This is a genomic window from Acinetobacter sp. YH12140 (genome assembly GCF_013418475.1).
Lineage (GTDB): Bacteria > Pseudomonadota > Gammaproteobacteria > Pseudomonadales > Moraxellaceae > Acinetobacter > Acinetobacter amyesii.
This window is the reverse complement of record NZ_VPBZ01000008.1, coordinates 1-22,464: the sequence shown is the minus strand read 5'-3', so window position 1 is coordinate 22,464 and position 22,464 is coordinate 1. Positions and strand designations below refer to the sequence as shown.

Here is a 22,464-nt window from a genome sequence, read left to right as displayed (position 1 = left end):
TGAGGTAGGGTCTTATAAAAAATTATTCGATGACCATAAATTTTTGATTTTGAAAATCTAATTGGAGACTATTTTTCTCAGAATATTGTAAAAAATACACCGCCACAATAGGTTCAAGTTCAACCCGTATTTTTCGTGCTAAATGTCGTGCGCCATAACGAATATCATGGTTCTGATAAAAATGTGCTTTGGCTGCATCTGTAAGTTTGATACTGCGTTTTTGATGTTGTAGGCGTTGATTAAGTTTTTCCAGTTCAATCTCCACCAAACGGGGCAAGGCATCATCTTGAACGGGTTGATATTGCAATACACGATCAATACGGTTAATAAATTCAGGGTCGAATTTACGTTGCATGACTTTTTCAATAATGCTGCTGACCGGCACGCGCTTGAGACAAACCTTTTGTATTTTTTCGGGCAAAAAATTTAACTTATCTAGATATTGCTGTGCCGCTTGTGCACCGACATTGCTGGTCATAAAGATCATACAATTACGAAAGTCGATGGTTTTTGTACCTGAGGTTAGGGTTAATTTTCCGCTATCTAGCACATTCATTAAGCCGCGAAGCACTTCGGTTGACGCTTTTTCCAGTTCATCAAAAAGCACGATGCCCGGTCGGGTATGACTACCTGCAATGGAAACTTCATCAAATAAACTATGGCCTTCTTTAGAACCGACATAGCCCGGAGGCGCACCAGTAATGGCAGCCGCATAATGTTCCTGTGCGAGCGTGTTCATATCAATACGGCAAAAGGCATCAGGTCGGCCATAAATCACTTCACTGATTAAACGCACAGTTTCGGTTTTACCAACACCTGTCGGTCCAAGCATTAAGGTTACGGAGAGCGGTCGTTCAGGACTGGAAAAATCAGCCTTGACCACATGCAGCATTTTTTCAATTTCGTCTAATGCTGCTTCTTGTCCAATGATCCGTTGCTTTAGGCGTTGCATAACGTCATGCGGTTCAAAATGAAAACGCGGCTTACCCATCAAACGGTTTTTTTCAGCAGTGCTATGCGTCGAAGTTGTCGGGTGTACGACATGGATGGCGGGATTGGCGTTCGTCATGCATCATGTTCCTAAAGCGTGATGTTTTGAGCATAGCAAATTTAGAATTTTGCATTAATAGCTTTTAGCAATCAGATCATTGCTATGAGCAACAATAAATTTGCGGGATTGCTTGAAAATGTAGGTAAAAGCATCACATCATGTCAAAGAGCAATATCGAAGACGGAACAAGGCAAAAGTGAACGAAAACGCACGCGAACATATTGAAAAAATTCTTGCCAATATGACGACTCTACCCGGTGTTTACCGCATGCTGGGTAAAGACGGTGAGTTGCTGTATGTGGGTAAAGCAAAGAATTTAAAAAATCGTGTGTCGAGTTATTTTGTGAAAACCATTGAGCATCCCAAGACGCAAGCCTTGGTCGCCCGTATTTATGATATTGGAACCTTGGTGGTGCGTTCTGAAACGGAAGCCCTATTGCTCGAACAAAACCTGATTAAGCTGCATCGTCCACCGTATAACATCATGCTGCGTGATGATAAGTCTTATGTTTATATCTTTATTTCAGCCGATAAACCCTATCCACGAATTGCCGCAGGGCGAGGCAAAGCGAAGCATCAGGCCGGTAAGTTTTTCGGGCCTTATCCGAGTGCTTATAACGCGCGTGACACTTTGGTGGTGCTGCAAAAACTGTTTAATGTGCGTCAGTGTGAAAATAGCTATTTTTCGCAGCGCAAACGACCATGCTTGCAATACCAAATTAAACGCTGTTCCGCGCCTTGTGTGGGTTTGATCTCACCCGAAGATTACAAAGAAGATGTCAATAACTCGATTCGGTTTTTACAAGGCGACACCAAAGAGCTTAATCAAGAGCTGATTGGGAAAATGGAAGCTGCGGCCGAAGCACTCGAGTTTGAAAAGGCGGTGTTTTATCGTGATCGTATGGCGCTGCTGCGTGATGTGCAAACTCAGCAAGCGATTTATAAAGTCAAAGGTGAGGCTGATATCATTGCCATTGCTTATCAAGCCGGTGTGACCTGTGTGCAAATCATGCATGTGCGCAATGGCAAAATGCTCGGCGGAAAGAGTTATTTCCCTGATATGCAGGGTGATGATCTAGGTCAAATGCTCTCGGACTTCATTGCCAATTTCTACTTTCAAGTTGCAGATGAGATTCCAACTGAACTCATCATCAATGTCGATATTCCAGATCGCAAAGACATGGAAGATGCACTACATCAGCACTTTGATAAAAAAATTCAAATCAAACATAAAGTGCGTGAAACCCGTGCAGAGTGGCAAGAGCTTGCACAAATGAATGTGCAACACGCCATTAAAGGTAAATTGGCTGATCATTTTGAATTGAATGAGCGCTTTCATCAGTTAGAGCAAGTCGTTGGGCGGCCGATTGACAGTATTGAGTGTTTTGATATTTCTCACACTATGGGTGAGGCAACTATCGCGTCTTGTGTGGTCTTTGATGCTGGCGGTGCAAGAAAGCGCGACTATCGACAATTTTCCATAAATGACATTACCGAAGGCGATGATTATGCTGCCATGCGTCAAGCGCTGACCCGCCGCTATAAAAAGCATATGCTACCCGATTTGCTATTAATTGACGGGGGTAAAGGTCAATTACACATGGCGATGGAAGTCATGCAGGAGCTCGAGCTCGATGCCTTTATGGTCGGGGTGTCCAAAGGTGAGGGGCGTAAACCTGGTCTGGAAACATTGCACTTTACCGATGGTGAAAAAATCCAATTGCCCGAAGACCATAAAGCCCTGCATTTGATTCAACAGGTTCGTGATGAAGCCCACCGCTTTGCCATTACCAAACACCGAGCGAAACGAGATAAAAAGCGCGGCTCTTCGGTACTTGAGGTGATCCCGGGCTTAGGGCCAAAACGTCGTCGGGATCTGTTGACCCATTTTGGTGGCATTCAGGGGGTACTCAAAGCTTCGGAAAATGATTTAAAACTTGTACCGGGATTAGGCGATGTGATGGCGCGCACCATTTATAAAATCCTGCATGAATAGCGCGAACTAAGCCCAATCGATGACGCATCAAGTCTTAATTTGCCAAAATGCTCATTGACGCATGAGTCACTGATCATTCACATCATTCGATTTTTATACAATGATATAAAAATCAAAAATATGGTCAGGGATGATGATGTCACTCGCACAGTTGTATCAACATATTGAACACAATGAATGGGTTGAGATTCCAGAAGGATGGTTGCAAGGGCGTACGATCTATGGCGGCTTAGTGGCTGGCATGATGATGCACAAAGCCGTTGCCACCATTGCCGATCCGCAGCGACGTTTACTCAGTTGTAATGTGACCTTTGTTGGGCCAGTACAATTGGCGCCCGTGCGTTTAAGTGCTGAAATTTTAAGACAGGGCAAATCCGTCACCACCATCGAAGTTCGACTTTGGCAAGATGATGTTGTACAAAGCATTTTATTGGCGAGTTTTGGTGTTCCACGTGAATCAAGCATTGCCGTCAATCAGGAGCGTCAAGCACCCGACTTCCCAAAAGTGAGCAGCTTAAAGATCGCGGAACATCATCCACTTGCACCCCAGTGTTTTCAGCAAATGGATTTGGCCTGGGTAGATGGGCAGTATCCGTGTACAGCAAGCAAAAAGCCTGACTTTAGTGGTTGGATGCGTTTTAATCCAGAACGCCATGATAACCGTAAGATGACTGTTGCTGACCTAATGGTCTCGATGGATATGTGGCCGCCCGGTGTACTGCCTATGTACAAAACCATGGCACCTGCGAGTTCTTTAACGTGGACATTGACCTATGTACATCCCTTGCAATCAAACTTACATAATTGGTTTAAATATAAAGTATTTACCGATTATGCAGCGGATGGATACGCTACAGAATATGCTCATTTATGGGATGAAAATGACCAGTTGATTGCGATTGCGCGACAGACTGTTACGGTGTTTGCCTAGTGACACTGCGGGGCATTTCGTATAAAGTGAGTGCAACTAACGATGGATAAATCCTTAAATTATTCTGCATTTTCATCGTGCATGAGGGGAAAACTGGGGTGTCTATGACAACAGGTCGAATCCTGAATATTCCTAATATTTTAACATTGGCACGAATTGCTTTAATTCCTGTGTTTTTGTTGGTGGCGTACTGGCCACCTGCAATGGGCGTGGGTGAGCATGCTGCAAGCATGTCACGTCATATATTGCTGACCGCTATTTTTGTGATCGCAGCTGTCACTGACTGGTTTGATGGTTACCTTGCAAGAAGTTTAAATCAAACTTCAGCATTTGGACGTTTTCTCGATCCTGTTGCAGATAAATTGATGGTTGCAACAGCGTTGATCGTTTTGGTGCAATGGCAACCGACCATTTCGATGGCCTTTGCAGCGATTGTGATTATTTCTCGTGAAATCACGGTGTCTGCGCTTCGTGAATGGATGGCTGAATTAGGCGCGCGTACAAGTGTTGCGGTTTCAACCGTTGGTAAATATAAAACAGCATTTCAGATGATTGCGATTTCAGTATTCTTGCTAAATTGGCAACCGTTAGAAATGTTGGCGTATGGATTGCTCTATACAGCCGTAGTTTTAACGTTATGGTCGATGTTTATTTATTTAAAAGCCGCATGGCCGTATTTAAAGCAACCTTGATTTAAAGTAAGTTATTAAAAGCTCCGTTATCGGGGCTTTTTTATTGCCGAGCTTTTAGAAAAAAATTGAGGGTTTGACTAGATTGAACAGCGCTTCATTTGATTAGAGCTTGAAGTTAAATGTGAGACGTTAGCGCAAATTTTGGATAAAAAAATTCCCAGATTTTGGGGGAAATCTGGGAAGGAAAATCGGGGTTACTTATCGCTATTATGGAAGATGTTTCCATCTCCTTGATTACTATTATAGGAAAGCCATTTTAGAAATACATGGAGTTTCTTGTAGTGTAATGTTGTGTTTTATTGAGAAATGTATCACAAATTTACATTAAGAATTTTTGATACAAATTGGCCGATAACTTTGGTAGGTTTTGTTTGGATTTAAACAATGAAAATCGATATATGTGATGATAAAAATACATTTAACGTTATTTAAATAATAAATTCATTTATTTAAGTTTAAATAAAATTGATCAATGCATAAAAGATATTTCAGCAATGATGAAGACCATTTCTGAATGAAAGCTTACACAGACGTCATCTTGGTTTTGCGAAAATAGCAGTGCTCCGAAGCACAAAAAAAGAGCCTTTTTAGGCTCCTTCATGACATTTGAAGCTAAGCGCTTCGCTTGTCTTGCGTAATTTTTAGAGCAATAAAAAAGAATCCCCAAGATTGGAGATTCTTTTCAATTAAAGCCTACGCACAGCATAGCTGCTTGTCTTGCGGCGTGGCGGAGCAGTGCTCCGCTTTATCACGCCTCAGGCTTTAGGCCTTCGGCTTTTTCTAAAGATTCATCATTGCTGAAGAATTTTTCACGTTGCTCTTCAAGGAACTTTTTCGCGTCAGCTTCAAACACGTTTAAACGTTTTTCATTGATCAACGTAGTTTGGTGTTTTAGCCATTCTTGCCAAGCTTGTTTAGATACCGTATCAAACAATTCTTGTCCCTTTGCACCCGGGAATGGTGCAAAGTCTAAACCTTCCATTTCAGCCTGATATTTACGGCAAAAAACTTGTCGAGACATATCAATACTCCATTTAACTTGAAAAAGTTATGCGTAAAGTTTTTCTAAACGTGCATGCGCGCGTTCAATTGCTGCTTCAACTTGAGCAGGTGCAGTACCACCAATGTGGTTACGTGCATTGACAGATGCTTCGAGTGTTAAAGCTTTTTCGAAGACATCCGCTTGAATCAAGTCAGAGAACTGTTGAAGTTGCTCAAGGGTTAATTCTGAAAGGTCTTTGCCTTCTTGAACACCGAGAGCAACTGCTTTACCCACAATCTCATGTGCATCACGGAATGCCACGCCATTTTTAACCAGGTAGTCGGCAAGGTCAGTTGCAGTTGAGAAGCCACGCAGCGCTGCTTCACGCATGATGTCAATGTTTGGCACTAGTGCAGGGATCATGTCGGCAAATGCCATGAGTGAGCCACGAACAGTATCAATTGCATCGAATAGTGGTTCTTTATCTTCTTGGTTGTCTTTGTTGTATGCCAAAGGTTGACCTTTCATTAGGGTCAATAGGCTCATCAAGTCACCATATACACGGCCAGTTTTACCACGAATCAACTCAGGAACGTCTGGGTTTTTCTTTTGCGGCATGATTGAAGAGCCAGTGCAGAAACGGTCAGGAATGTTCACAAATTTGAACTGAGCCGATGTCCAAAGAATCATTTCTTCTGACATGCGTGATAAATGCATCATGATGAGTGATGCTGCCGCATTGAATTCAATACCAAAATCACGGTCAGATACGGCGTCTAAAGAGTTTTCAGCGACAGCTTCAAAACCTAGTAATTCTGCAGTGAATGCGCGGTCGATCGGGTAAGTTGTTCCTGCAAGTGCAGCAGAACCTAAAGGCATACGGTTGGTACGTTTACGGCAGTCAATTAAACGCTCTGAATCACGTACTAACATTTCAAACCATGCCATTAAATGGTGACCAAAAGTCACTGGTTGTGCAGTTTGTAAATGCGTGAAGCCCGGCATGATGGTATTGGTATTTTTCGCCGCTAAGCCTAGGATGCCTTTTTGTAATTTTTTCAATAATTCTAAAATCGCATCGATTTCGTCGCGAACATACAGACGGATATCGGTTGCAACTTGGTCATTACGACTACGACCGGTGTGTAGTTTTTTACCTGTAATACCGATACGTTGAGTCAAGCGTGACTCAATATTCATGTGCACATCTTCTAGGTCAATGCGCCATTCGAAGTTACCCGCTTCAATTTCTGCTTTAATGGTGTTTAAGCCATTAATAATATCGTCACGCTCTTGTTCAGTTAGAACGCCAACTTTTGCAAGCATGGTTGCATGTGCAATTGAACCTGCAATATCTTGTTTATAAAAGCGTTGGTCAAACTGTACAGATGCTGTAAATTCAGCAACAAAAGCGTCAGTAGCTTCGGAAAAACGACCGCCCCACATGCCTGAAGTTTGGGCTTGTGACGGATTTGAGGAATTAGAAGATGTGGTCATGTCGGCTCAATAAGATAAAAAGCATAGAACTGAGCAAGAGTATAGCAAATTCGAACCCAGTTGCCGAAGGGCAAGTTGATCAAACTTTTAGACAGGGTTTAGGTCTATGACAATTTCTGTATTTTCAGGAAAAATGGGCCGTTGGCACTATCTGTGGGAGCTTTTTCTTGCGGGTAATATTGTGGCGTTGGTCTTGGCTTTGGCACAAGCTCATTCGTGGCAAGCCTTAAGTGTTTCCAGTGTCATGCAGCATGTGTTGTTTATTAACTGGATTTTATTGGCATTTGCTGCATTTTCAGAGCTTTTGCAGACTAAGACGCGTGGTTTAAGCATGAAAATGCTCATGTTTAGCGGGTTTGTTTTATTGCAAGCTTTGGTGTTATTCACCACCATAACTTTAAATGTTTTGATCTATTTTGGTGAAAATTTCAGTTTAGCTGGTTTGAGTGCAGACGTTTTAACTGCTGGTGTGGTTTTAAATCTGAGCTATGGGGTATTACTTGGGGCATTTTGTTTTCGATATTTATATTTAAGAGAACAGTGGGGTCGACAACATCATAGTGAATTAAACTCACGCATTCAGGCTATGCAAGCTCGGATTCATCCACATTTTTTATTTAATAGCTTAAACAATGTGATTAGCTTGATTGCGATTGACCCAGATAAAGCGGAGCAAATGCTACTGAATTTATCTCGATTGTTCCGTGCAAGTTTTCAAGAATTGAAGTTGGTAAGTCTCAAAGATGAGATCGATCTGTGTCAGCGTTATTTGGCCATTGAACAAATGCGTTTAGGTGATCGGCTTAAGGTGGAGTGGAAACTAGAAGGTATTGAACAATACGCTCAAGTACAAATTCCACTATTAACTTTACAACCTTTATTAGAAAATAGTATTTTTCATGGAGTTGAAAAGATTTTGACAAAGAGTACGATAAATATATTGATTGAAATATTACAAAATCAAATTAATATCGTTATTACAAATCCCTATACACAGGATACAATTAAATTACGTCAGGGGAATGGTATTGCCATCGAAAACGTGAAACAGAGACTTGAGGCATATTATGGTCAGCATGTCACTTTTCAAACCTACGCAGGCGAGGGAATGTATACGACTGTGGTGCAATATCAATATAAATAGAAATCTCAGTTGACCAATAAAAATAAATGACGTTAACGAGATAAGGAGGAGAAATGGACATCCTAATCTGTGATGATGAGCCTCTAGCAGTAGAGCGATTGTCACGTTTAGTCACTCAACTTGGACATCAAGTGGTTGCGAAAGCCTCACATGGTCAACAAGCGATTGACTTGGCTCAAAGCCTCGAGCCTGATGTCATCTTACTAGATATTCAAATGCCTGAAATGGATGGGTTGACTTGCGCGAAATTGTTGCGTGAATTAGACCCCATGCCTGCTATTATTTTTTGTACTGCATATGATCATCATGCACTTGATGCATTTAAATCGAATGCAGAGGGATATTTACTAAAACCAGTTATGCAACAGGAATTGCAGCAGGTTTTAGATCATTTAACTAAATTAACCCAAGCTCAATTGAGCACGATAAAACAAAAAGAAAATATGGACGAAATTAAAATCAGCCGCCATCAAATCGCGGCAAAGACCTATCGTGGTGTAGAGTTGGTACCTGTGGAAAATATTTACTATTTTCTTGCAGATCAGAAATATGTCACTGTTCGGCACAAAAATGGCAGCGTACTCATTGATGAAACGCTGAAAGATTTAGAGCATGAATTTGGTGATCGCTTTATACGCATCCATCGTAATGCCTTGGTGTCTGTGAGCTTTTTAGATGGTTTAGAAGTCGTAAGCTCAGGGCAATATCAGGTGCGTTGTCGAGATTTAGAAGAACGTTTGGCGGTCAGCCGTCGACATTTACCGAATTTACGTGAGCGAATACAAAAATTATAGGGCAAGGGTCAAAGCACATTGCGAATTAAGCTTGCATTTTCAACTGAGCAAGTTAAGTTTAGAATAATAGCCCTATAGACTGTATTTAAAAATTTATGAATATCCTTAAGATCGCAACTCGACAAAGCCCGCTTGCACTTTGGCAGGCGGAACATATTCGTGCACGCTTAGAAGCACTTCATGCAAATTTGAAAGTTGAGTTGGTGACCTTTGTGACTCAAGGTGACAAGATTCTAGATACCCCTTTAGCCAAAATTGGGGGAAAAGGATTATTTGTAAAAGAATTAGAAGCGGCGTTGTTGGATGGTCGTGCAGACTTAGCAGTTCATTCGATGAAAGATGTGCCGATGGCATTGCCTGAAGGTTTAAGCTTGGCCGTGATTTGTGAGCGTGAAGACCCATTAGATGCTTTCGTTTCAAATACCTATAACAGTTTTGATGATTTACCACAAGGTGCGAAGGTTGGGACATCGAGCTTGCGCCGCAAATGCCAAATTTTAAAACAACGTCCTGATCTTGAGATTATTGATCTGCGTGGCAATGTGGGTACGCGTTTATCTAAACTCGATGCGGGTAACTATGATGCGATTATTTTGGCGAGTGCAGGGTTGAAGCGTCTGGGTTTAGCAGAGCGTATTCGTCATACTCTTAAGCCTGTTGTGAGTTTACCTGCAGTTGGACAAGGTGCATTGGGCCTAGAATGTCGTAGCCAAGATCAAACTGTATTGGATTTAATTTTGCCCTTAATGCATACAGAGACCAATGCCTGTGTACGCGCAGAACGTGCATTTAATGCATATCTAGAAGGTGGCTGCCAAGTACCGATTGCAGGTTATGCAACCTTAGAAAATGGTCAGATTCATTTGGAAGGTCGTGTCGGTAGTGTTGACGGTCAAACCTTGTTGAAAGCAAAGCAAGTAGGTCTTCCCGAACAGGCTGAACAGCTCGGTGTCAAATTGGCACAAGACTTGTTAGCTCAAGGTGCAGGTGAAATTTTAAAGGCACTGTATTAATACATGCTTTTTATCAATACACGTCCGACAGATCGTGCAACGCAGCTTAGCTTGACGCTGCGCTCTGCGGGTGTTGCTGTGGCTGAGCTTCCATTACTTGAGCTCAAGCCACGGGCATGGTCAGAAGTATTGGCAGCGTGCTACGCTCAGTTGAGTGCTGCGGATGTATTGGTTGTGGTGAGCCCATCTGCGGTTACCTTTGGAATGCAAGGTTTGCGTAAGGCAGGCATTTCACTTGATCAGCTCGAACATATTCAATGGGTTGCAGTCGGTGATGCAACTGCAGCAAAGCTGGCTGATTATGGCATTCACAGTGTCGTACCGCAGGTAGAAACCTCGGAGGGAATGCTCACCTTAAGCCATGTAGAACAATTAGAGGCCGGGGCTTGTGTTGCGTTTTGGCGCGGTGAAGGTGGTCGTCAATTTATGATGCAGCAGTTGCTAGCACGTGGCATTCAGGTTCTCAATTTTGTGCTATATGAACGGCATCTACCGGAAGAGACCATTCAAAAAGTAAAAACACTCATTTCTGAACATCAGTTGTCATCTCCATATTGTATGTTGATCACCAGTGAGGCCAGTTGGCTCAATTGGCTTGACCTGATTCAGTCGCATTTATCAGTACTGCGCCATGCACATTTTTTAGTTTTAGGTGTAAGGTTGTTCGAGCTACTTGAGCAAAGTCGTATAACACTGAACAAAGATTTTAAAATTATTCAACTCGAAGATTTAAACGCGACACACATATTGCAGCATGTGCAAGTCGTGCAGGGAAATACATGAAGAAGTTGTTTGTCGTTGTGGTCATTGTCGCCGTACTTTGGTTGGCTAAACTCAGTTTTGATTTGTTTCAGGTCAATGCTCAACAAACCGAACTGATGCAACAACAAACTTTATTGCAACAGCGCAATGCAGGTTTGAATGATCAGGTCGTGGCTTTGAAACGCCAGTTGAACGGCACAGCGACCGAGATGTCGGCTGCAACGACATCGAATGCTTCGATTACTGCTGAGGCGACCCATAGTATTGAGCCAATGATTGTGGTGGGTCAGCAACTTGATTTGGTTGAATTTGCCATGCAGCAACAACAATTTGCTGTTGCTTTGGAAAAATTAAACCAATTAGATCAACAATTAGACCAGTTGAGCTTGGCACCTGCATTGCGCATGAGTTTGCATCAGGTGATTCAAAAAGACCGTGAGACCTTAAAGCAATATGTGACAGAGCGTCAGTTGCAATCTGATAAAGTGAAAAATACTCTGCAATCGATCGATCAATTGTTAGAAAAAGAAATATTAAAGCCATACAGTTCAATAGAGCAGCAAAAAGGTCTTTCTTTTTGGCAAAAATGGATTCAAGTCGAATCAGTCGAACAACCAAGTCCCGTATTAATGCAGCGTAGCTTAGTATTAAAAGAAATGCAGTTACGTTTAATTTTGGCTCAGCAAGTTTTAAATCAAGGACAATATCCTCAGTTTCAACAAGAAATTACTGAAATTATGCAAATTATGCAGCAATTGCCAGATGCTTCATTAAAACCGATACGCCAGCGTTTAGAACAATTAAAGGACATTCCGGTTATTTCTGTACCGCTATTAAATACTCGGGCACTCATAGGATAATTGACTATGAAACATATATTATTGGCCTATTTATTTATTAGCTTATTGGTTGTTGCCATTATTAGTTTGCTGAGTTTTGGACATGGTGCAGGCTATGTGTATTTATACTGGCGTGAATGGCAAGTTCAATCTAATATTTGGTTTTTAGCATTATTGCTGGCACTACTGAGTTTGATCGTGCAAATGTTTTGGTATGCGGTTAAACGTTATTTAAGTCGAGAACAACGTAAATCTGAAACGGTCTTTAGTTTTAATAAACTACATCCCTATGAGCAATTGGCTGTCATTTGGCTTTTAAATGCTGCGCAAGATCAAAAAAACTTTATTCAGCAAGCTTTTACTGAGTCTGGATTATTAAAAGGGGTGATCGATGCGCGTTTATATTGGATTCAGCAACAATATGAAACAGCATTAAATGCATTAACTCAGACCAATCCAATGGCTTTTGAGCTTGCAGAATTGCAACGGATTGAAATTTATTTATCTCAACAAGAGGGTGAAAAGGCTTTAACGCATCTTGAATTTTTAAATCAACATGAACTATCGCCATGGTTGCAAAAAGTCAGTAGTGCCTATGAGCAGCGCCTAACCACGCTATGGGGCATGTTTGCGTTGCAGTTTCCTTGGTTGTATTTGCGTTCGACACGTTATGGACATTTAGATGAGCTGACAAAACAAGCTTGGTTGGAACAATTATTATCTGCATTTGATCAAGCTGATGTCGATGACTTACAGCATTTAAAGCAGCGTTATTTGGATCTGCAAGATCAAATTACAGAGCGTAAATATGCGGTCAAAGTGCTATGGTTGAAAGTCTTGTCTCGTATGCCAGAGATGAGTCAGGAACATGAGCAATTGGCTATTCATTTGCTGGAACAGCAATTTAACAAAGAAGTGTTCTTTTTGTGGTTCCAGCAAAAAATGCTGAAGCAAAACCCTGACTATGTGGCTGTAGAACAGCAGATTCGACGTTGGGAAGAAAAGTATCCTGCGCTGCCTGTTTTTAGTTTTGCAAAATGGAATATTTACCAAGCGACAGCACGCCAAGCTGAAGCAGATGCATTGTTAGAATTATATCCAGATGATGTATTAATGAGTTATTTACGCATCAAGTCAGCTTTAAATCAGCAGGATGACTTGATCAAACAATTAAATTTAATATTTGAAAATAATGCCAATTTTATGGAAATTCGAATATAAGGACATTATATGCAAGAAGATTTAGCTCAATATTCATTGGTTCATACTCAACACGTCGCTTGGGGGGATATGGATGCTTTTGGGCATGTAAATAACGTGCATTATTATCGTTATATGGAAAGTGCGCGGATTGGTTATTTAGACCAGTTGGATATATTTGATCAGTCTGTGGTTACGGTTGTGGCTTCAAGCCAGTGTAAATATTTAAGCCCCGTGATTTATCCTGATATTTTAAAAGTGGCAACGCGCGTTGAAGAATTAAGGAATAGTGCATTTCGTATGAGTTATATATTATGGAGTGAAAAGCAACAAAAAATCGTTGCAACAGGCGATGCAGTTATTGTGTGCGTGGATAAAACTACCCTACAAAAAACTTCAATTCCAGAAAGTATAAAGACCAAAATAAAAGCTTTAGAGATTTCAGTGGGAAATAATATTTAAATACAATTTAACTTTATATATTTTAAGGAGTCGTGTTAAAATATTGTAGTAAAATGAAAATTATTTATTGAATAAAAATTTTATTATAATATTATGAGCGAGTTTTCATAAGCATTATTAAAATGAAATTTCGGAGTTAAAGATTATGCCTGATATTAGTAATTTATCAGTTGAAGAGTTAAAGAAGCTTCAAGTAGAAGCTGAAGCACTGATTGCATCTAAAAAAGATCAAGCGATTGAAGATGCGTACAACCGTATTGTTGAAATTGCAGAAAATTTAGATTTAAGCGTTGAACAAATCCTTGAATTTGGTTCAAGCAAACGTAAAAAATCAACTCGTAAAGCGGTTGAGCCACGTTACCGTAGCAAAACCAATGCAGATGACACTTGGACTGGTCGTGGTAAGCAACCACGTTGGTTAGTGGCTGAGTTGGAAAAAGGCGCGAAACTAGAAGATTTCTTAATTTAAGAATAATTCATGAAATCGTCATATCTTGAGTTCAGGATAATTAAACCAGGCAAATGCCTGGTTTTTTTATCTCTTTGAATTGGCTATGAAGAAAAAGTATGCATAATGTGTCTATAAAGAAAAATGTTTAAATGATGGAAAAAAATTGATGGATCGGTTGTGGTGGGATGATCAATAAAACTAATAATATTCGGTGGCTCATTTTTGCTGCGATCAGTTTTTTAATTTTCGTTATGCTGCAAGTACCTGCAGCTTGGCTCATTACAAAATTTTATAAAAATAACCAAATGCTACATAACGTCAGTGGCAATATTTGGCACGGGCAAGCAGATTGGACACGAGGAAATTTGAAAGGCTCGTTAAACTGGAGCACACGCCCGTGGGACTTGATCTTATTGCGCTTGGGTGCAAATGTTGAGATTCATAGTGGCAATACCAAACTACAAGGTGTGATGGGCTATGGTTTTGGTAAAAGTATTAGTATTAAAAACTTAGAGGGTCAAATTGCTCCTGAAACCTTAAAAAGTTTTGCCGATTGGCAATGGCCAACGAATGCCATTCAATTAAATGACGTGCAGTTTAAATATAAGCCACAACAGGGATTTAGTCAGTCATCAGGTGAGATGCAGTGGGCAGGCGGGGATTTATCCTTTAGCTTTGCACAGCGTCAAGAGTCAATGAATGTGCCTGCCATGTTGGCCCAATTAAAAGATGATAATGGCAAATTATCGATTGATGTTCGAGATCAACGTGAACAAAAAATGATGAATTTGTCACTTGAGCCAGACCTCATGTTGGATGTGCAATTAACCCAGCGCTTTTTGATGAATGTTGCTTCCTATGAAGGTAAGGCCGGATTAGATACGTATGTGATTAGTTCGCGTCAACCCCTATTGAGTGGGGTGAACTGATGGCTGACTATTTCGAAAAAATCCGCGAGATCAATTGGAAGCAAACAGATCGACTTGCACCTGTGGTCTTGGCTTTAATAATTTTGTACCTGTGCTGGAAGTTAGCCGCTTTATTTTGGTTATTGATTGCACCGCCACAAGCCATGCAGTTAGACCGAGTTGAATTGGGTTCACAGCAAACGCAAGTTCCTAATATTAGCTCTTTTGCCTTGTTTCAGGAAAATCGTAGTTCAGCAGCTGACGCGCAGTTAAATATGGTATTGCAAGGTGTGGTGGTGGGACAGCCAAGTCGCTACTCGTCAGCAGTGATTAAGGTCAATGAGAGTTCAGATCGCTACTTGGTTGGAGAAACCATTCAAGGTTCATCATATCAACTGGCTGAAGTTTATTGGGATAAGGTGATTTTAACGCAGGGTAATGGTGCACGGCGTGAATTGGCGTTCCAAGGTATTGAAAACGGATTAGATCAACCGATTGTCCCTACAGCCAATGCAACATCAGGCGGATCTTTGCAGAATAACAGCATGCAAAATACAACTGATCCTGCAAATTTAGGGCAAAGCACAACGCAGTCCGCGATTGGTCAGGCCGTACAACGCATGACTGAAAATCGTGAACAATATATGCAGGAAATGGGGGTAAATCCATCAGTTAATGGTGGGTTTGAAGTTTCAAATCGAACACCTGCAGCCTTAAGAAATAAATTGGGTTTGCAGCCGGGTGACCGCATCATGTCTTTAAATGGGCAGGCGGTCGGTGCAGGACAATCTGAGGCGCAATTATTAGAACAAGCCCGCCGTGAAGGGCAGGTGAAACTTGAAGTCAAACGTGGTGATCAAGTGATGACCATACAACAGGATTTTTAGTGATGTCTCATCACTTTATAGGGTTAGGAAACACAGGCGTATATGGCTTTATTTAATAATAACCGTTCAACTTTAGCTGCCTATGCCATGGTGCCCTTGGTTGCTATGGTCAGCACAGCAAGTTATGCACAAACTTGGAAAATCAATTTACGTGATGCAGATCTTACGGCATTCATTAATGAAGTCGCAGATATCACGGGGAAAAATTTTGCAGTTGATCCACGGGTACGAGGAAATGTAACGGTTATTTCCAATAAGCCTTTAAATAAAAATGAAGTCTATGACCTGTTTCTCGGTGTGTTGAATGTGAATGGTGTAGTGGCAATTCCATCGGGCAACACCATTAAACTGGTTCCAGACAGTAATGTAAAAAGCTCGGGCATTCCTTATGATGCGCGCCACCGTGCGTCTGGAGACCAAATTGTCACCCGAGTAATTTGGCTCGATAACACCAATGCGAATGACTTAATTCCAGCCCTACGTCCCTTAATGCCACAATTTGCACATTTGTCGGCAGTGGCAGGGACCAATGCGCTGATCGTCTCAGACCGTGCTAGTAATATTTACCAGCTCGAAACGATTATTCGTAATTTAGATGGAACGGGTCAAAATGATATCGAAGCAGTGACGCTGCAATCGAGTCAGGCCGAAGAAATGATTGGGCTGTTAGAGTCGATGAGTTCGACCGGCGCATCAAAAGACCCGAAAGGGTCACGAATTCGTATTATTGCGGACAATCGAACCAATCGTATTATCATTAAAGGTGATACAGCGACACGTAAGCGTATTCGTAAAATTATTGAAACCTTAGATGTGCCTGCGGCAGATCGATTGGGTGGATTGAAAGTTTTTCGTCTAAAGTATGCAAGTGCCAAAAACTTGTCGGAAATCTTACAAGGCTTGGTCACGGGGCAGGCCGTTTCGAGTACGAATTCATCGAATAGCTCAAATAGCAGCACGATGAACAGCTTAATGAATGATAATAACAGTTCAAATTCACAGTCATTCAGTTCACAAAATAACACCAGTTCAGGTATTAACCTCAACAGCAATAACTCTTCCAATAATACGCAAAACGGTATTTCAAGTTTTAATGCCAATGGCGTCAGTATTATTGCCGATACCACACAAAATGCACTGATTGTGAAAGCAGATCCGCAGCTCATGCGTGAAATTGAATCTGCGATTCAACAGCTCGATATTCGTCGTCAGCAAGTGCTGATCGAAGCGGCGATTATTGAAGTCGAAGGCACGGATACCGATCAACTCGGTGTGCAATGGGCGTTGGGTGATATCAGTAGTGGTATCGGCTTAATTAACTTTGATAACTTTGGTTCGAGTTTAAAAAATATTGCCGCAGGATATTTAACTGGCGGCGCTGCGGGTGCAGGTAGCGCGGTGAGTGCCGGTACTTCTTTGGTCCTTGGTGATTATCGTGAAGGCAGTGATGGTTCACGCAAACTCTATGGTGCGATGATTCAGGCCCTAAAAGAAAAAACCAAATCCAATTTATTATCTACACCGTCTATTGTGACGATGGATAACGAAGAAGCCTATATTGTGGTGGGTGAGAACGTTCCATTTGTGACAGGTTCTGTCACCACCAATGGTGGTACAGCCAATCCATATACATCGATTGAGCGTAAAGATGTCGGTGTTACTTTGAAAGTTGTGCCGCATATTGGCGACGGCGGCTCTGTGCGTTTAGAGGTAGAGCAAGAAGTTTCTGATGTAAAAGACAATAAAGGCCAAGCGTCGGATTTGGTTACGACTAAACGCGCGATCAAAACCTCGATCTTGGCAGAGCATGGTCAAACGATTGTGTTGGGGGGGTTGATCTCGGACAATACATTGCATGGACGCCAATCGGTTCCTGGGTTGGGGGCTATTCCTGTACTGGGCAAACTCTTTAGCTCGGAAGGAAAATCCAACAGTAAACGCAATTTGCTGATCTTTATTCATCCGACCATTGTTGGAAATTCTGCTGATGTGAAGAAAATGTCTCAGCAGCGTTACAGTCAGCTCTATAGTCTGCAACTGGCACTGGATAATGACGGTAATTTTGCGAAATTACCTGAAAATGTGGACGATGTGTATCAACAGCGCATACCTGTTTCAAAGGGTACAGCACCAGCCCCTGTGTATAAGACGGTACCGACAGCACCGCAAACGACACAGCCAGCGGCAGTGGTCTCCACGCCAGTCGCCATTGAGCCTGCGGTGAAGCGCGAAACCATTACCGTACCGAATGGCAAAGTGGCGGGCACGCCTTAGGTGAGACAGCAGGGTGGTTTAGCTTTGAAACCACAGCATGCTATGATGAAAAAAACGAGCAATAGAGAATTAACTTCATGACTTGGAAAATTCAAGCAATTTCTGGTGATTTAACAGGACAAGAAATTAGTATTGAGCGTGATATGTTGGTGGGTCGCCATCAACAAGCAGATATTGTTTTGCAAGAATCTGATGTATCGCGTAAACATGCTGCCTTTGTACTGAAAGATCAGGCACTCTGGTTGCAAGATCTTAATTCATCCAATGGGACGTTTATTAATGATGTCCGTTTGACTGGTGAATCACTTTTAAAAGAAGGTGATATTGTACAGTTTGCCAGTGTGAAGTTTAGTTTATTGGCTCCAGCTAAAGCTGTTCAGATCCCAGCGGATATTGAACAAAGCGTTGAAGCGTTGCAAACAGAAGAAATTACACCTGTTCAGCAGCCGTCTGAAGCTGTTGCAGTTTCTGAAACTGTGGCACAAGAGTCTGTAGCAAACACGTCTGAAACTAAGGCACAAGAGCCTGTTGTTAAAACCGCAGCACAACAAATGAATGATCAAGGTATGCCAGAGTTGAAAGAGCGAGATGGCTCGGTTCAATTGACTCGTGATGGTATGCCGACCAATGTAGGTGTGCCTAAACCTGCACCAATTCCTGAGGGAATTGACGTAACTGCTGTTCCGAAAAATGAAGCATGTGATGTAGAAATTCCAGCGACATGTGTAGAGCAAGAGCGTGAAGCGCAAAAAAATGCCTCTGTGGGCTTAATCTCAGTCATTGTTTTAATCATTCTTGCAATTATTGCATGGGTCTTGTTTAAATAAACCGAGACATTCCTCAAAAGGCATGCATGGGCATGCCTTTTTTATGGGGAAAATTTACAAAAAAATAGAGGGACATTATGTTTGAAGTTCGTTTAGCAGAACGCCAAATGATTTTATTTGATCTGGATGGAACGCTAGTCGATTCAGCATCTGACTTACATCGCGCGATGAATATGAGTTTAAATGCGTTGCAATTACCGTTGGTCACAGAAGCGCAGGTGCGAAACTGGATTGGGAAAGGAACTTCATTGTTTTGTCATAGCGTACTTGAATACTTGACCGGGAAGGTGGATGCCGCACAGCACCATCTTTTACTGGAAACTTTTCTAAAGATTTACAATGCCGATCCTTGTGTTTTGACGCAGCCCTTTGACGGCATTCTATCGTTCTTGGATTGGGCAAAAGCAGAAGAGAAAATTCTGATTTGTGTGACCAATAAACCAGAGCAACCGGCACGCAGTATTGTGCAGGCACTAGGTATGCATGAATACTTTGATGATGTGATTGGCGGAGATCGTTTTGAAGAGCGTAAACCACATCCCAAGCAGCTAGAGTATTGTGCGGAGCATTATGCCTTGCCGAAACAGCAAATTTTGATGGTGGGTGATTCTGTCAATGATGTAGAGGCAGCACGTCGTGCGGGTATTGATTGTATTGTGGTCAGCTATGGCTATAATCATGGTGAAAATATTCGAGAGTGTCAGCCGCAGCACGTGGTTGATAACTTAAAAGAATTATTGGGTTGAAATAAGTAGGGTTAAGGAAGTGAAAATGAGCAAGTGTGTAGTATTTCGATGGCGTCACTCAATCAGCATGAGAAGAAATTAACTGAAATTGACTACGCGAAATATAGAGAAACCCAAATGACTACACAAACTCAATTTGAACAACTGAAAACTGCTGGATATAACTTGATTCCCGTATATCGTCAGCGCTTGGCAGATACAGAAACTCCACTTTCTGTCTTTGCGCGATTAAAACAACATAAACAAGCCTATTTATTTGAATCTGTAGAGGGTGGCGAAAACTGGGCGCGTTACTCCATTATTGGCTTGGGCGAGTCGACCGTATTTTCGTGTAATGAAGGGCAGTTGACCGTTCAACATGCTGATGGCTCGGTTGAAAAACAACAATGTGATGACCCGTTTCAATACATTCGTGACTTCCAAGCACAATATAAAGTGCCTACACAGCAAGATTTGCCAGCGTTGCCGAGCTTTACCGGTGGATTGGTTGGATACTTTGGTTATGATGCTGTACGTTATATCGAACCAAAGCTCAATAACGTTCCAGAAGCTGACCCGGTCGGGATTCCGGATATTTGGATGATGCTATCAAAAACCGTCATCGTCTTTGATAACCTTAAGGATACCTTATTCTTAATTGTGCATGCCGATGTAAATGATGCTGAGGCCTATACCAAGGCGCAGCAACAATTGGATGAGCTAGAAGAACTTTTGGCAACCCCAATTGCACTCAAAGCAAATAAGCATACTGCACCACAGTTTGAATCCATCACTGGACACGATAACTTTATTGACTCTATTGCAAAAGTAAAAGAGTACATTAAAGCAGGTGATGTGATGCAGGTTGTGCCAGGTCATCGTATGGTATCCGATTTTGATGGTGAGCCTTTACAGGTCTATCGTGCACTACGTCACCTCAATCCATCGCCATATTTGTTCTTGGTGCAAGGGCAGACACTAGAAAATGACATTCCTTTTCATATTGTTGGTTCATCACCTGAAATTTTGTCTCGTTTAGAAAATGGTGTGGCAACAGTTCGTCCTTTGGCGGGAACGCGACCACGGGGTAAAACAAAAGAAGAAGATTTAGCGCTAGAAAAAGATTTGCTATCTGATGAAAAAGAAATTGCAGAGCATTTGATGTTGATCGATTTGGGGCGAAATGATGTTGGACGCGTTTCTAAAATCGGTAAAGTTCACGTGACTGATCAAATGGTGATCGAACGTTATTCGCATGTCATGCACATTGTGTCAAATGTGCAAGGTGAAGTACGTGATGATATCGATGCTTTGGATGTTTTTAAGGCAACATTCCCTGCGGGTACGCTTTCAGGCGCACCAAAAATCCGTGCTATGGAAATTATTGACGAAGTTGAACCAGTAAAACGTGGAATTTTTGGTGGTGCTGTTGGTTATTTAGGCTGGCATGGCGAAATGGACATGTCGATTGCGATTCGTACCTGTGTAATTCGTGAAAATAAGGTCTATGTTCAAGCTGGAGCAGGGGTGGTGTACGACTCAAATCCTGAATCAGAGTGGAATGAAACCCAAATAAAAGCTCGCGCAGTGATCAAAGCGGTTGAATTATCATCAAATGGATTGATTTTATGAGTTTTTCACGTTTTTTTTAGAAAAAACACTTGCAAGGATTTCAAGATTTGCTAAACTGCACACCGTTCCGATACGAAACGTACGAAACACTAAGAAACGCCGGCATAGCTCAGTTGGTAGAGCAACTGACTTGTAATCAGTAGGTCCACAGTTCGAATCCGTGTGCCGGCACCATCTTAGAAAGTTTGAGAGTGAGTAGAGAGAACAACACTGAAGTAAGTGTAAAATGGTGAGGTTCCCGAGCGGTCAAAGGGGGCGGACTGTAACTCCGCTACGAAAGTTTCGAAGGTTCGAATCCTTCCCTCACCACCAATTTTAAGACTTCAATAAGTGGTTTGTACCAACATCGTGCGGGAGTAGCTCAGTTGGTAGAGCGGTAGCCTTCCAAGCTACATGTCGCGAGTTCGACCCTCGTCTCCCGCTCCATATCTATTGAAGTGCTTATATTTGCTCTTATAGCTCAGTGGTAGAGCACTCCCTTGGTAAGGGAGAGGTCTCGAGTTCAAATCTCGATAAGAGCTCCAGATTTTACAGTTTAGCAACTTTAGATGTTGCGCAAGATTCCAGAAGCAGGCTTTTTAGTCTGCTTTTCAAGTATTGGGTGTTTATTTTTTTTAGGCGATATGTCGGAGCTGGGTTTTACTCAGAATTGTGTTCGACGTAAACGAGGAAGAAAAGCATGGCTAAGGCTAAGTTTGAACGTAATAAGCCGCACGTTAACGTGGGCACAATCGGTCACGTTGACCATGGTAAAACGACTTTAACAGCTGCGATTGCAACTGTGTGTGCAAAAAAATTCGGTGGTGAAGCGAAAGATTACGCTGCAATCGACTCTGCACCAGAAGAAAAAGCACGTGGTATTACAATTAATACTTCACACGTAGAATACGATTCTCCAATCCGTCACTACGCTCACGTAGACTGCCCAGGTCACGCCGATTATGTTAAAAACATGATTACTGGTGCTGCGCAAATGGATGGTGCGATCCTTGTTTGTTCGGCGACTGATGGTCCAATGCCACAAACTCGTGAACACATCCTCCTTTCTCGTCAGGTAGGTGTACCTTATATCGTTGTATTCCTAAACAAATGCGATATCGTAGACGACGAAGAATTAATTGAATTAGTAGAAATGGAAGTTCGTGAACTTCTTTCTACTTATGACTTCCCAGGCGACGACACTCCAGTAATCCGTGGTTCTGCTCTTGCAGCGCTTAATGGTGAAGCTGGTCAATACGGCGAAGATGCTGTAGTTGCTCTTGTTGAAGCTCTTGACTCTTACATCCCAGAACCAGAACGTGCTATCGACCAAGCATTCCTTATGCCAATCGAAGACGTATTCTCAATTTCAGGTCGTGGTACAGTAGTAACTGGCCGTGTTGAAACTGGTATCGTGA

The 22,464-nt window shown here is 41.9% G+C and carries 20 protein-coding genes, 4 tRNA genes and 1 pseudogene; 22 read left to right on the top strand and 3 right to left on the bottom strand.

Annotation, left to right across the window (positions count from 1 at the left end; translation table 11 throughout):
- Nucleotides 1-22: 22 nt before the first annotated feature.
- A complete protein-coding gene (locus tag FTU75_RS12560) occupies nt 23-1,069 on the bottom strand; it encodes an AAA family ATPase (RefSeq protein ID WP_180116100.1) in 1,047 nt (348 codons plus the stop codon).
- 178 nt (nt 1,070-1,247) lie between these two features.
- Here FTU75_RS12560 and uvrC point away from each other — a divergent pair, with 178 nt between their 5' ends.
- From uvrC to pgsA, 3 genes are all read left to right on the top strand, one after another.
- Nucleotides 1,248-3,047 carry an excinuclease ABC subunit UvrC gene (gene uvrC, locus FTU75_RS12555; protein ID WP_180116099.1) on the top strand — a complete coding sequence of 600 codons (1,800 nt, stop codon included), beginning with the start codon at nt 1,248-1,250 and terminating at the stop codon, nt 3,045-3,047.
- Nucleotides 3,048-3,183: 136 nt separating this feature from the next.
- On the top strand, nt 3,184-3,978 hold the full coding sequence (locus tag FTU75_RS12550; protein WP_180116197.1) for a thioesterase family protein: 795 nt from the start codon (nt 3,184-3,186) through the stop codon (nt 3,976-3,978).
- A gap of 104 nt (nt 3,979-4,082) precedes the next feature.
- Complete coding sequence (gene pgsA / locus FTU75_RS12545; RefSeq protein ID WP_078190467.1) at nt 4,083-4,670, top strand: CDP-diacylglycerol--glycerol-3-phosphate 3-phosphatidyltransferase; 588 nt, start codon at nt 4,083-4,085, stop codon at nt 4,668-4,670.
- Between the two features lie 748 nt (nt 4,671-5,418).
- Here the strand turns inward: pgsA and FTU75_RS12540 are convergent.
- Both FTU75_RS12540 and argH read right to left on the bottom strand, forming a co-directional pair.
- Nucleotides 5,419-5,691, bottom strand: coding sequence for an oxidative damage protection protein (locus FTU75_RS12540; RefSeq protein WP_078193129.1), 273 nt, complete (start codon nt 5,689-5,691; stop codon nt 5,419-5,421).
- A 27-nt stretch (nt 5,692-5,718) separates the two neighbouring features.
- On the bottom strand, nt 5,719-7,149 hold the full coding sequence (gene argH, locus FTU75_RS12535) for an argininosuccinate lyase (protein WP_171319324.1): 1,431 nt from the start codon (nt 7,147-7,149) through the stop codon (nt 5,719-5,721).
- On the opposite strand from argH, the pseudogene FTU75_RS12530 reads away from it, so the two are divergent.
- From FTU75_RS12530 to FTU75_RS12440, 19 genes and pseudogenes are all read left to right on the top strand, one after another.
- A pseudogene (locus FTU75_RS12530) lies at nt 7,140-8,293 on the top strand (sensor histidine kinase). The gene argH and the pseudogene FTU75_RS12530 overlap by 10 nt on opposite strands.
- Nucleotides 8,294-8,346: 53 nt before the next feature.
- Complete coding sequence (locus FTU75_RS12525; RefSeq protein WP_078190465.1) at nt 8,347-9,087, top strand: LytTR family DNA-binding domain-containing protein; 741 nt, start codon at nt 8,347-8,349, stop codon at nt 9,085-9,087.
- Nucleotides 9,088-9,182: 95 nt separating this feature from the next.
- Nucleotides 9,183-10,100 (top strand): hydroxymethylbilane synthase, encoded by a 918-nt coding sequence (hemC, locus tag FTU75_RS12520; RefSeq protein WP_180116097.1) that lies wholly within the window; start codon nt 9,183-9,185, stop codon nt 10,098-10,100.
- 3 nt (nt 10,101-10,103) lie between these two features.
- The gene (locus FTU75_RS12515; RefSeq protein WP_180116096.1) at nt 10,104-10,883 is read left to right on the top strand and encodes a uroporphyrinogen-III synthase; all 780 of its coding nucleotides are present in this window, start codon (nt 10,104-10,106) and stop codon (nt 10,881-10,883) included.
- Nucleotides 10,880-11,722: a hypothetical protein gene (locus tag FTU75_RS12510; RefSeq protein WP_180116095.1), complete on the top strand. Its 843-nt coding sequence runs from the start codon at nt 10,880-10,882 to the stop codon at nt 11,720-11,722. Before FTU75_RS12515 ends, FTU75_RS12510 begins: the two co-directional genes overlap by 4 nt.
- Nucleotides 11,723-11,728: 6 nt before the next feature.
- Nucleotides 11,729-12,922: a heme biosynthesis protein HemY gene (locus FTU75_RS12505; protein WP_180116094.1), complete on the top strand. Its 1,194-nt coding sequence runs from the start codon at nt 11,729-11,731 to the stop codon at nt 12,920-12,922.
- Between the two features lie 9 nt (nt 12,923-12,931).
- Nucleotides 12,932-13,363 (top strand): thioesterase family protein, encoded by a 432-nt coding sequence (locus FTU75_RS12500; RefSeq protein WP_180050746.1) that lies wholly within the window; start codon nt 12,932-12,934, stop codon nt 13,361-13,363.
- Between the two features lie 142 nt (nt 13,364-13,505).
- Nucleotides 13,506-13,832 (top strand): H-NS family nucleoid-associated regulatory protein, encoded by a 327-nt coding sequence (locus FTU75_RS12495; protein ID WP_078190459.1) that lies wholly within the window; start codon nt 13,506-13,508, stop codon nt 13,830-13,832.
- A gap of 167 nt (nt 13,833-13,999) precedes the next feature.
- Complete coding sequence (gene gspN, locus FTU75_RS12490) at nt 14,000-14,743, top strand: type II secretion system protein N (RefSeq protein ID WP_180092862.1); 744 nt, start codon at nt 14,000-14,002, stop codon at nt 14,741-14,743.
- Nucleotides 14,743-15,609, top strand: a complete 867-nt coding sequence (locus FTU75_RS12485) for a type II secretion system protein N (protein WP_180067030.1) — start codon at nt 14,743-14,745, stop codon at nt 15,607-15,609. Before gspN ends, FTU75_RS12485 begins: the two co-directional genes overlap by 1 nt.
- Before the next feature lie 42 nt (nt 15,610-15,651).
- On the top strand, nt 15,652-17,883 hold the full coding sequence (gspD, locus tag FTU75_RS12480) for a type II secretion system secretin GspD (RefSeq protein WP_180116093.1): 2,232 nt from the start codon (nt 15,652-15,654) through the stop codon (nt 17,881-17,883).
- Nucleotides 17,884-17,960: 77 nt separating this feature from the next.
- On the top strand, nt 17,961-18,710 hold the full coding sequence (locus tag FTU75_RS12475) for an FHA domain-containing protein (RefSeq protein WP_180024947.1): 750 nt from the start codon (nt 17,961-17,963) through the stop codon (nt 18,708-18,710).
- 77 nt (nt 18,711-18,787) lie between these two features.
- Entirely contained in the window at nt 18,788-19,456 is a 669-nt protein-coding gene (gene gph / locus FTU75_RS12470; RefSeq protein ID WP_180116092.1) for a phosphoglycolate phosphatase, read from the top strand.
- 117 nt (nt 19,457-19,573) lie between these two features.
- Nucleotides 19,574-21,067 (top strand): anthranilate synthase component I, encoded by a 1,494-nt coding sequence (trpE, locus tag FTU75_RS12465; protein ID WP_180024951.1) that lies wholly within the window; start codon nt 19,574-19,576, stop codon nt 21,065-21,067.
- A gap of 98 nt (nt 21,068-21,165) precedes the next feature.
- Nucleotides 21,166-21,241, top strand: a tRNA-Thr gene (locus FTU75_RS12460).
- 54 nt (nt 21,242-21,295) lie between these two features.
- Nucleotides 21,296-21,379 (top strand) — tRNA-Tyr (locus tag FTU75_RS12455).
- Nucleotides 21,380-21,417: 38 nt separating this feature from the next.
- Nucleotides 21,418-21,493 (top strand) — tRNA-Gly (locus FTU75_RS12450).
- 23 nt (nt 21,494-21,516) lie between these two features.
- Nucleotides 21,517-21,591 (top strand) — tRNA-Thr (locus FTU75_RS12445).
- A gap of 155 nt (nt 21,592-21,746) precedes the next feature.
- A partial coding sequence (locus FTU75_RS12440) for an elongation factor Tu (protein ID WP_180116091.1) occupies nt 21,747-22,464 on the top strand: 718 nt, incomplete at its 3' end.

What these genes read in the sequence shown, in the direction of transcription:
- gph (WP_180116092.1), top strand. Translation starts at nt 18,788, where the DNA reads ATGTTTGAAGTTCGTTTAGCAGAACGCCAAATGATTTTATTTGATCTG.
- FTU75_RS12510 (WP_180116095.1), top strand. Translation starts at nt 10,880, where the DNA reads ATGAAGAAGTTGTTTGTCGTTGTGGTCATTGTCGCCGTACTTTGGTTG.
- FTU75_RS12485 (WP_180067030.1), top strand. Translation starts at nt 14,743, where the DNA reads ATGGCTGACTATTTCGAAAAAATCCGCGAGATCAATTGGAAGCAAACA.
- FTU75_RS12505 (WP_180116094.1), top strand. Translation starts at nt 11,729, where the DNA reads ATGAAACATATATTATTGGCCTATTTATTTATTAGCTTATTGGTTGTT.
- argH (WP_171319324.1), bottom strand. Translation starts at nt 7,149, where the DNA reads ATGACCACATCTTCTAATTCCTCAAATCCGTCACAAGCCCAAACTTCA.
- FTU75_RS12550 (WP_180116197.1), top strand. Translation starts at nt 3,184, where the DNA reads ATGTCACTCGCACAGTTGTATCAACATATTGAACACAATGAATGGGTT.
- FTU75_RS12500 (WP_180050746.1), top strand. Translation starts at nt 12,932, where the DNA reads ATGCAAGAAGATTTAGCTCAATATTCATTGGTTCATACTCAACACGTC.
- trpE (WP_180024951.1), top strand. Translation starts at nt 19,574, where the DNA reads ATGACTACACAAACTCAATTTGAACAACTGAAAACTGCTGGATATAAC.
- FTU75_RS12540 (WP_078193129.1), bottom strand. Translation starts at nt 5,691, where the DNA reads ATGTCTCGACAAGTTTTTTGCCGTAAATATCAGGCTGAAATGGAAGGT.
- FTU75_RS12560 (WP_180116100.1), bottom strand. Translation starts at nt 1,069, where the DNA reads ATGACGAACGCCAATCCCGCCATCCATGTCGTACACCCGACAACTTCG.
- FTU75_RS12525 (WP_078190465.1), top strand. Translation starts at nt 8,347, where the DNA reads ATGGACATCCTAATCTGTGATGATGAGCCTCTAGCAGTAGAGCGATTG.
- pgsA (WP_078190467.1), top strand. Translation starts at nt 4,083, where the DNA reads ATGACAACAGGTCGAATCCTGAATATTCCTAATATTTTAACATTGGCA.
- gspD (WP_180116093.1), top strand. Translation starts at nt 15,652, where the DNA reads ATGGCTTTATTTAATAATAACCGTTCAACTTTAGCTGCCTATGCCATG.
- gspN (WP_180092862.1), top strand. Translation starts at nt 14,000, where the DNA reads ATGATCAATAAAACTAATAATATTCGGTGGCTCATTTTTGCTGCGATC.
- FTU75_RS12515 (WP_180116096.1), top strand. Translation starts at nt 10,104, where the DNA reads ATGCTTTTTATCAATACACGTCCGACAGATCGTGCAACGCAGCTTAGC.
- hemC (WP_180116097.1), top strand. Translation starts at nt 9,183, where the DNA reads ATGAATATCCTTAAGATCGCAACTCGACAAAGCCCGCTTGCACTTTGG.
- FTU75_RS12475 (WP_180024947.1), top strand. Translation starts at nt 17,961, where the DNA reads ATGACTTGGAAAATTCAAGCAATTTCTGGTGATTTAACAGGACAAGAA.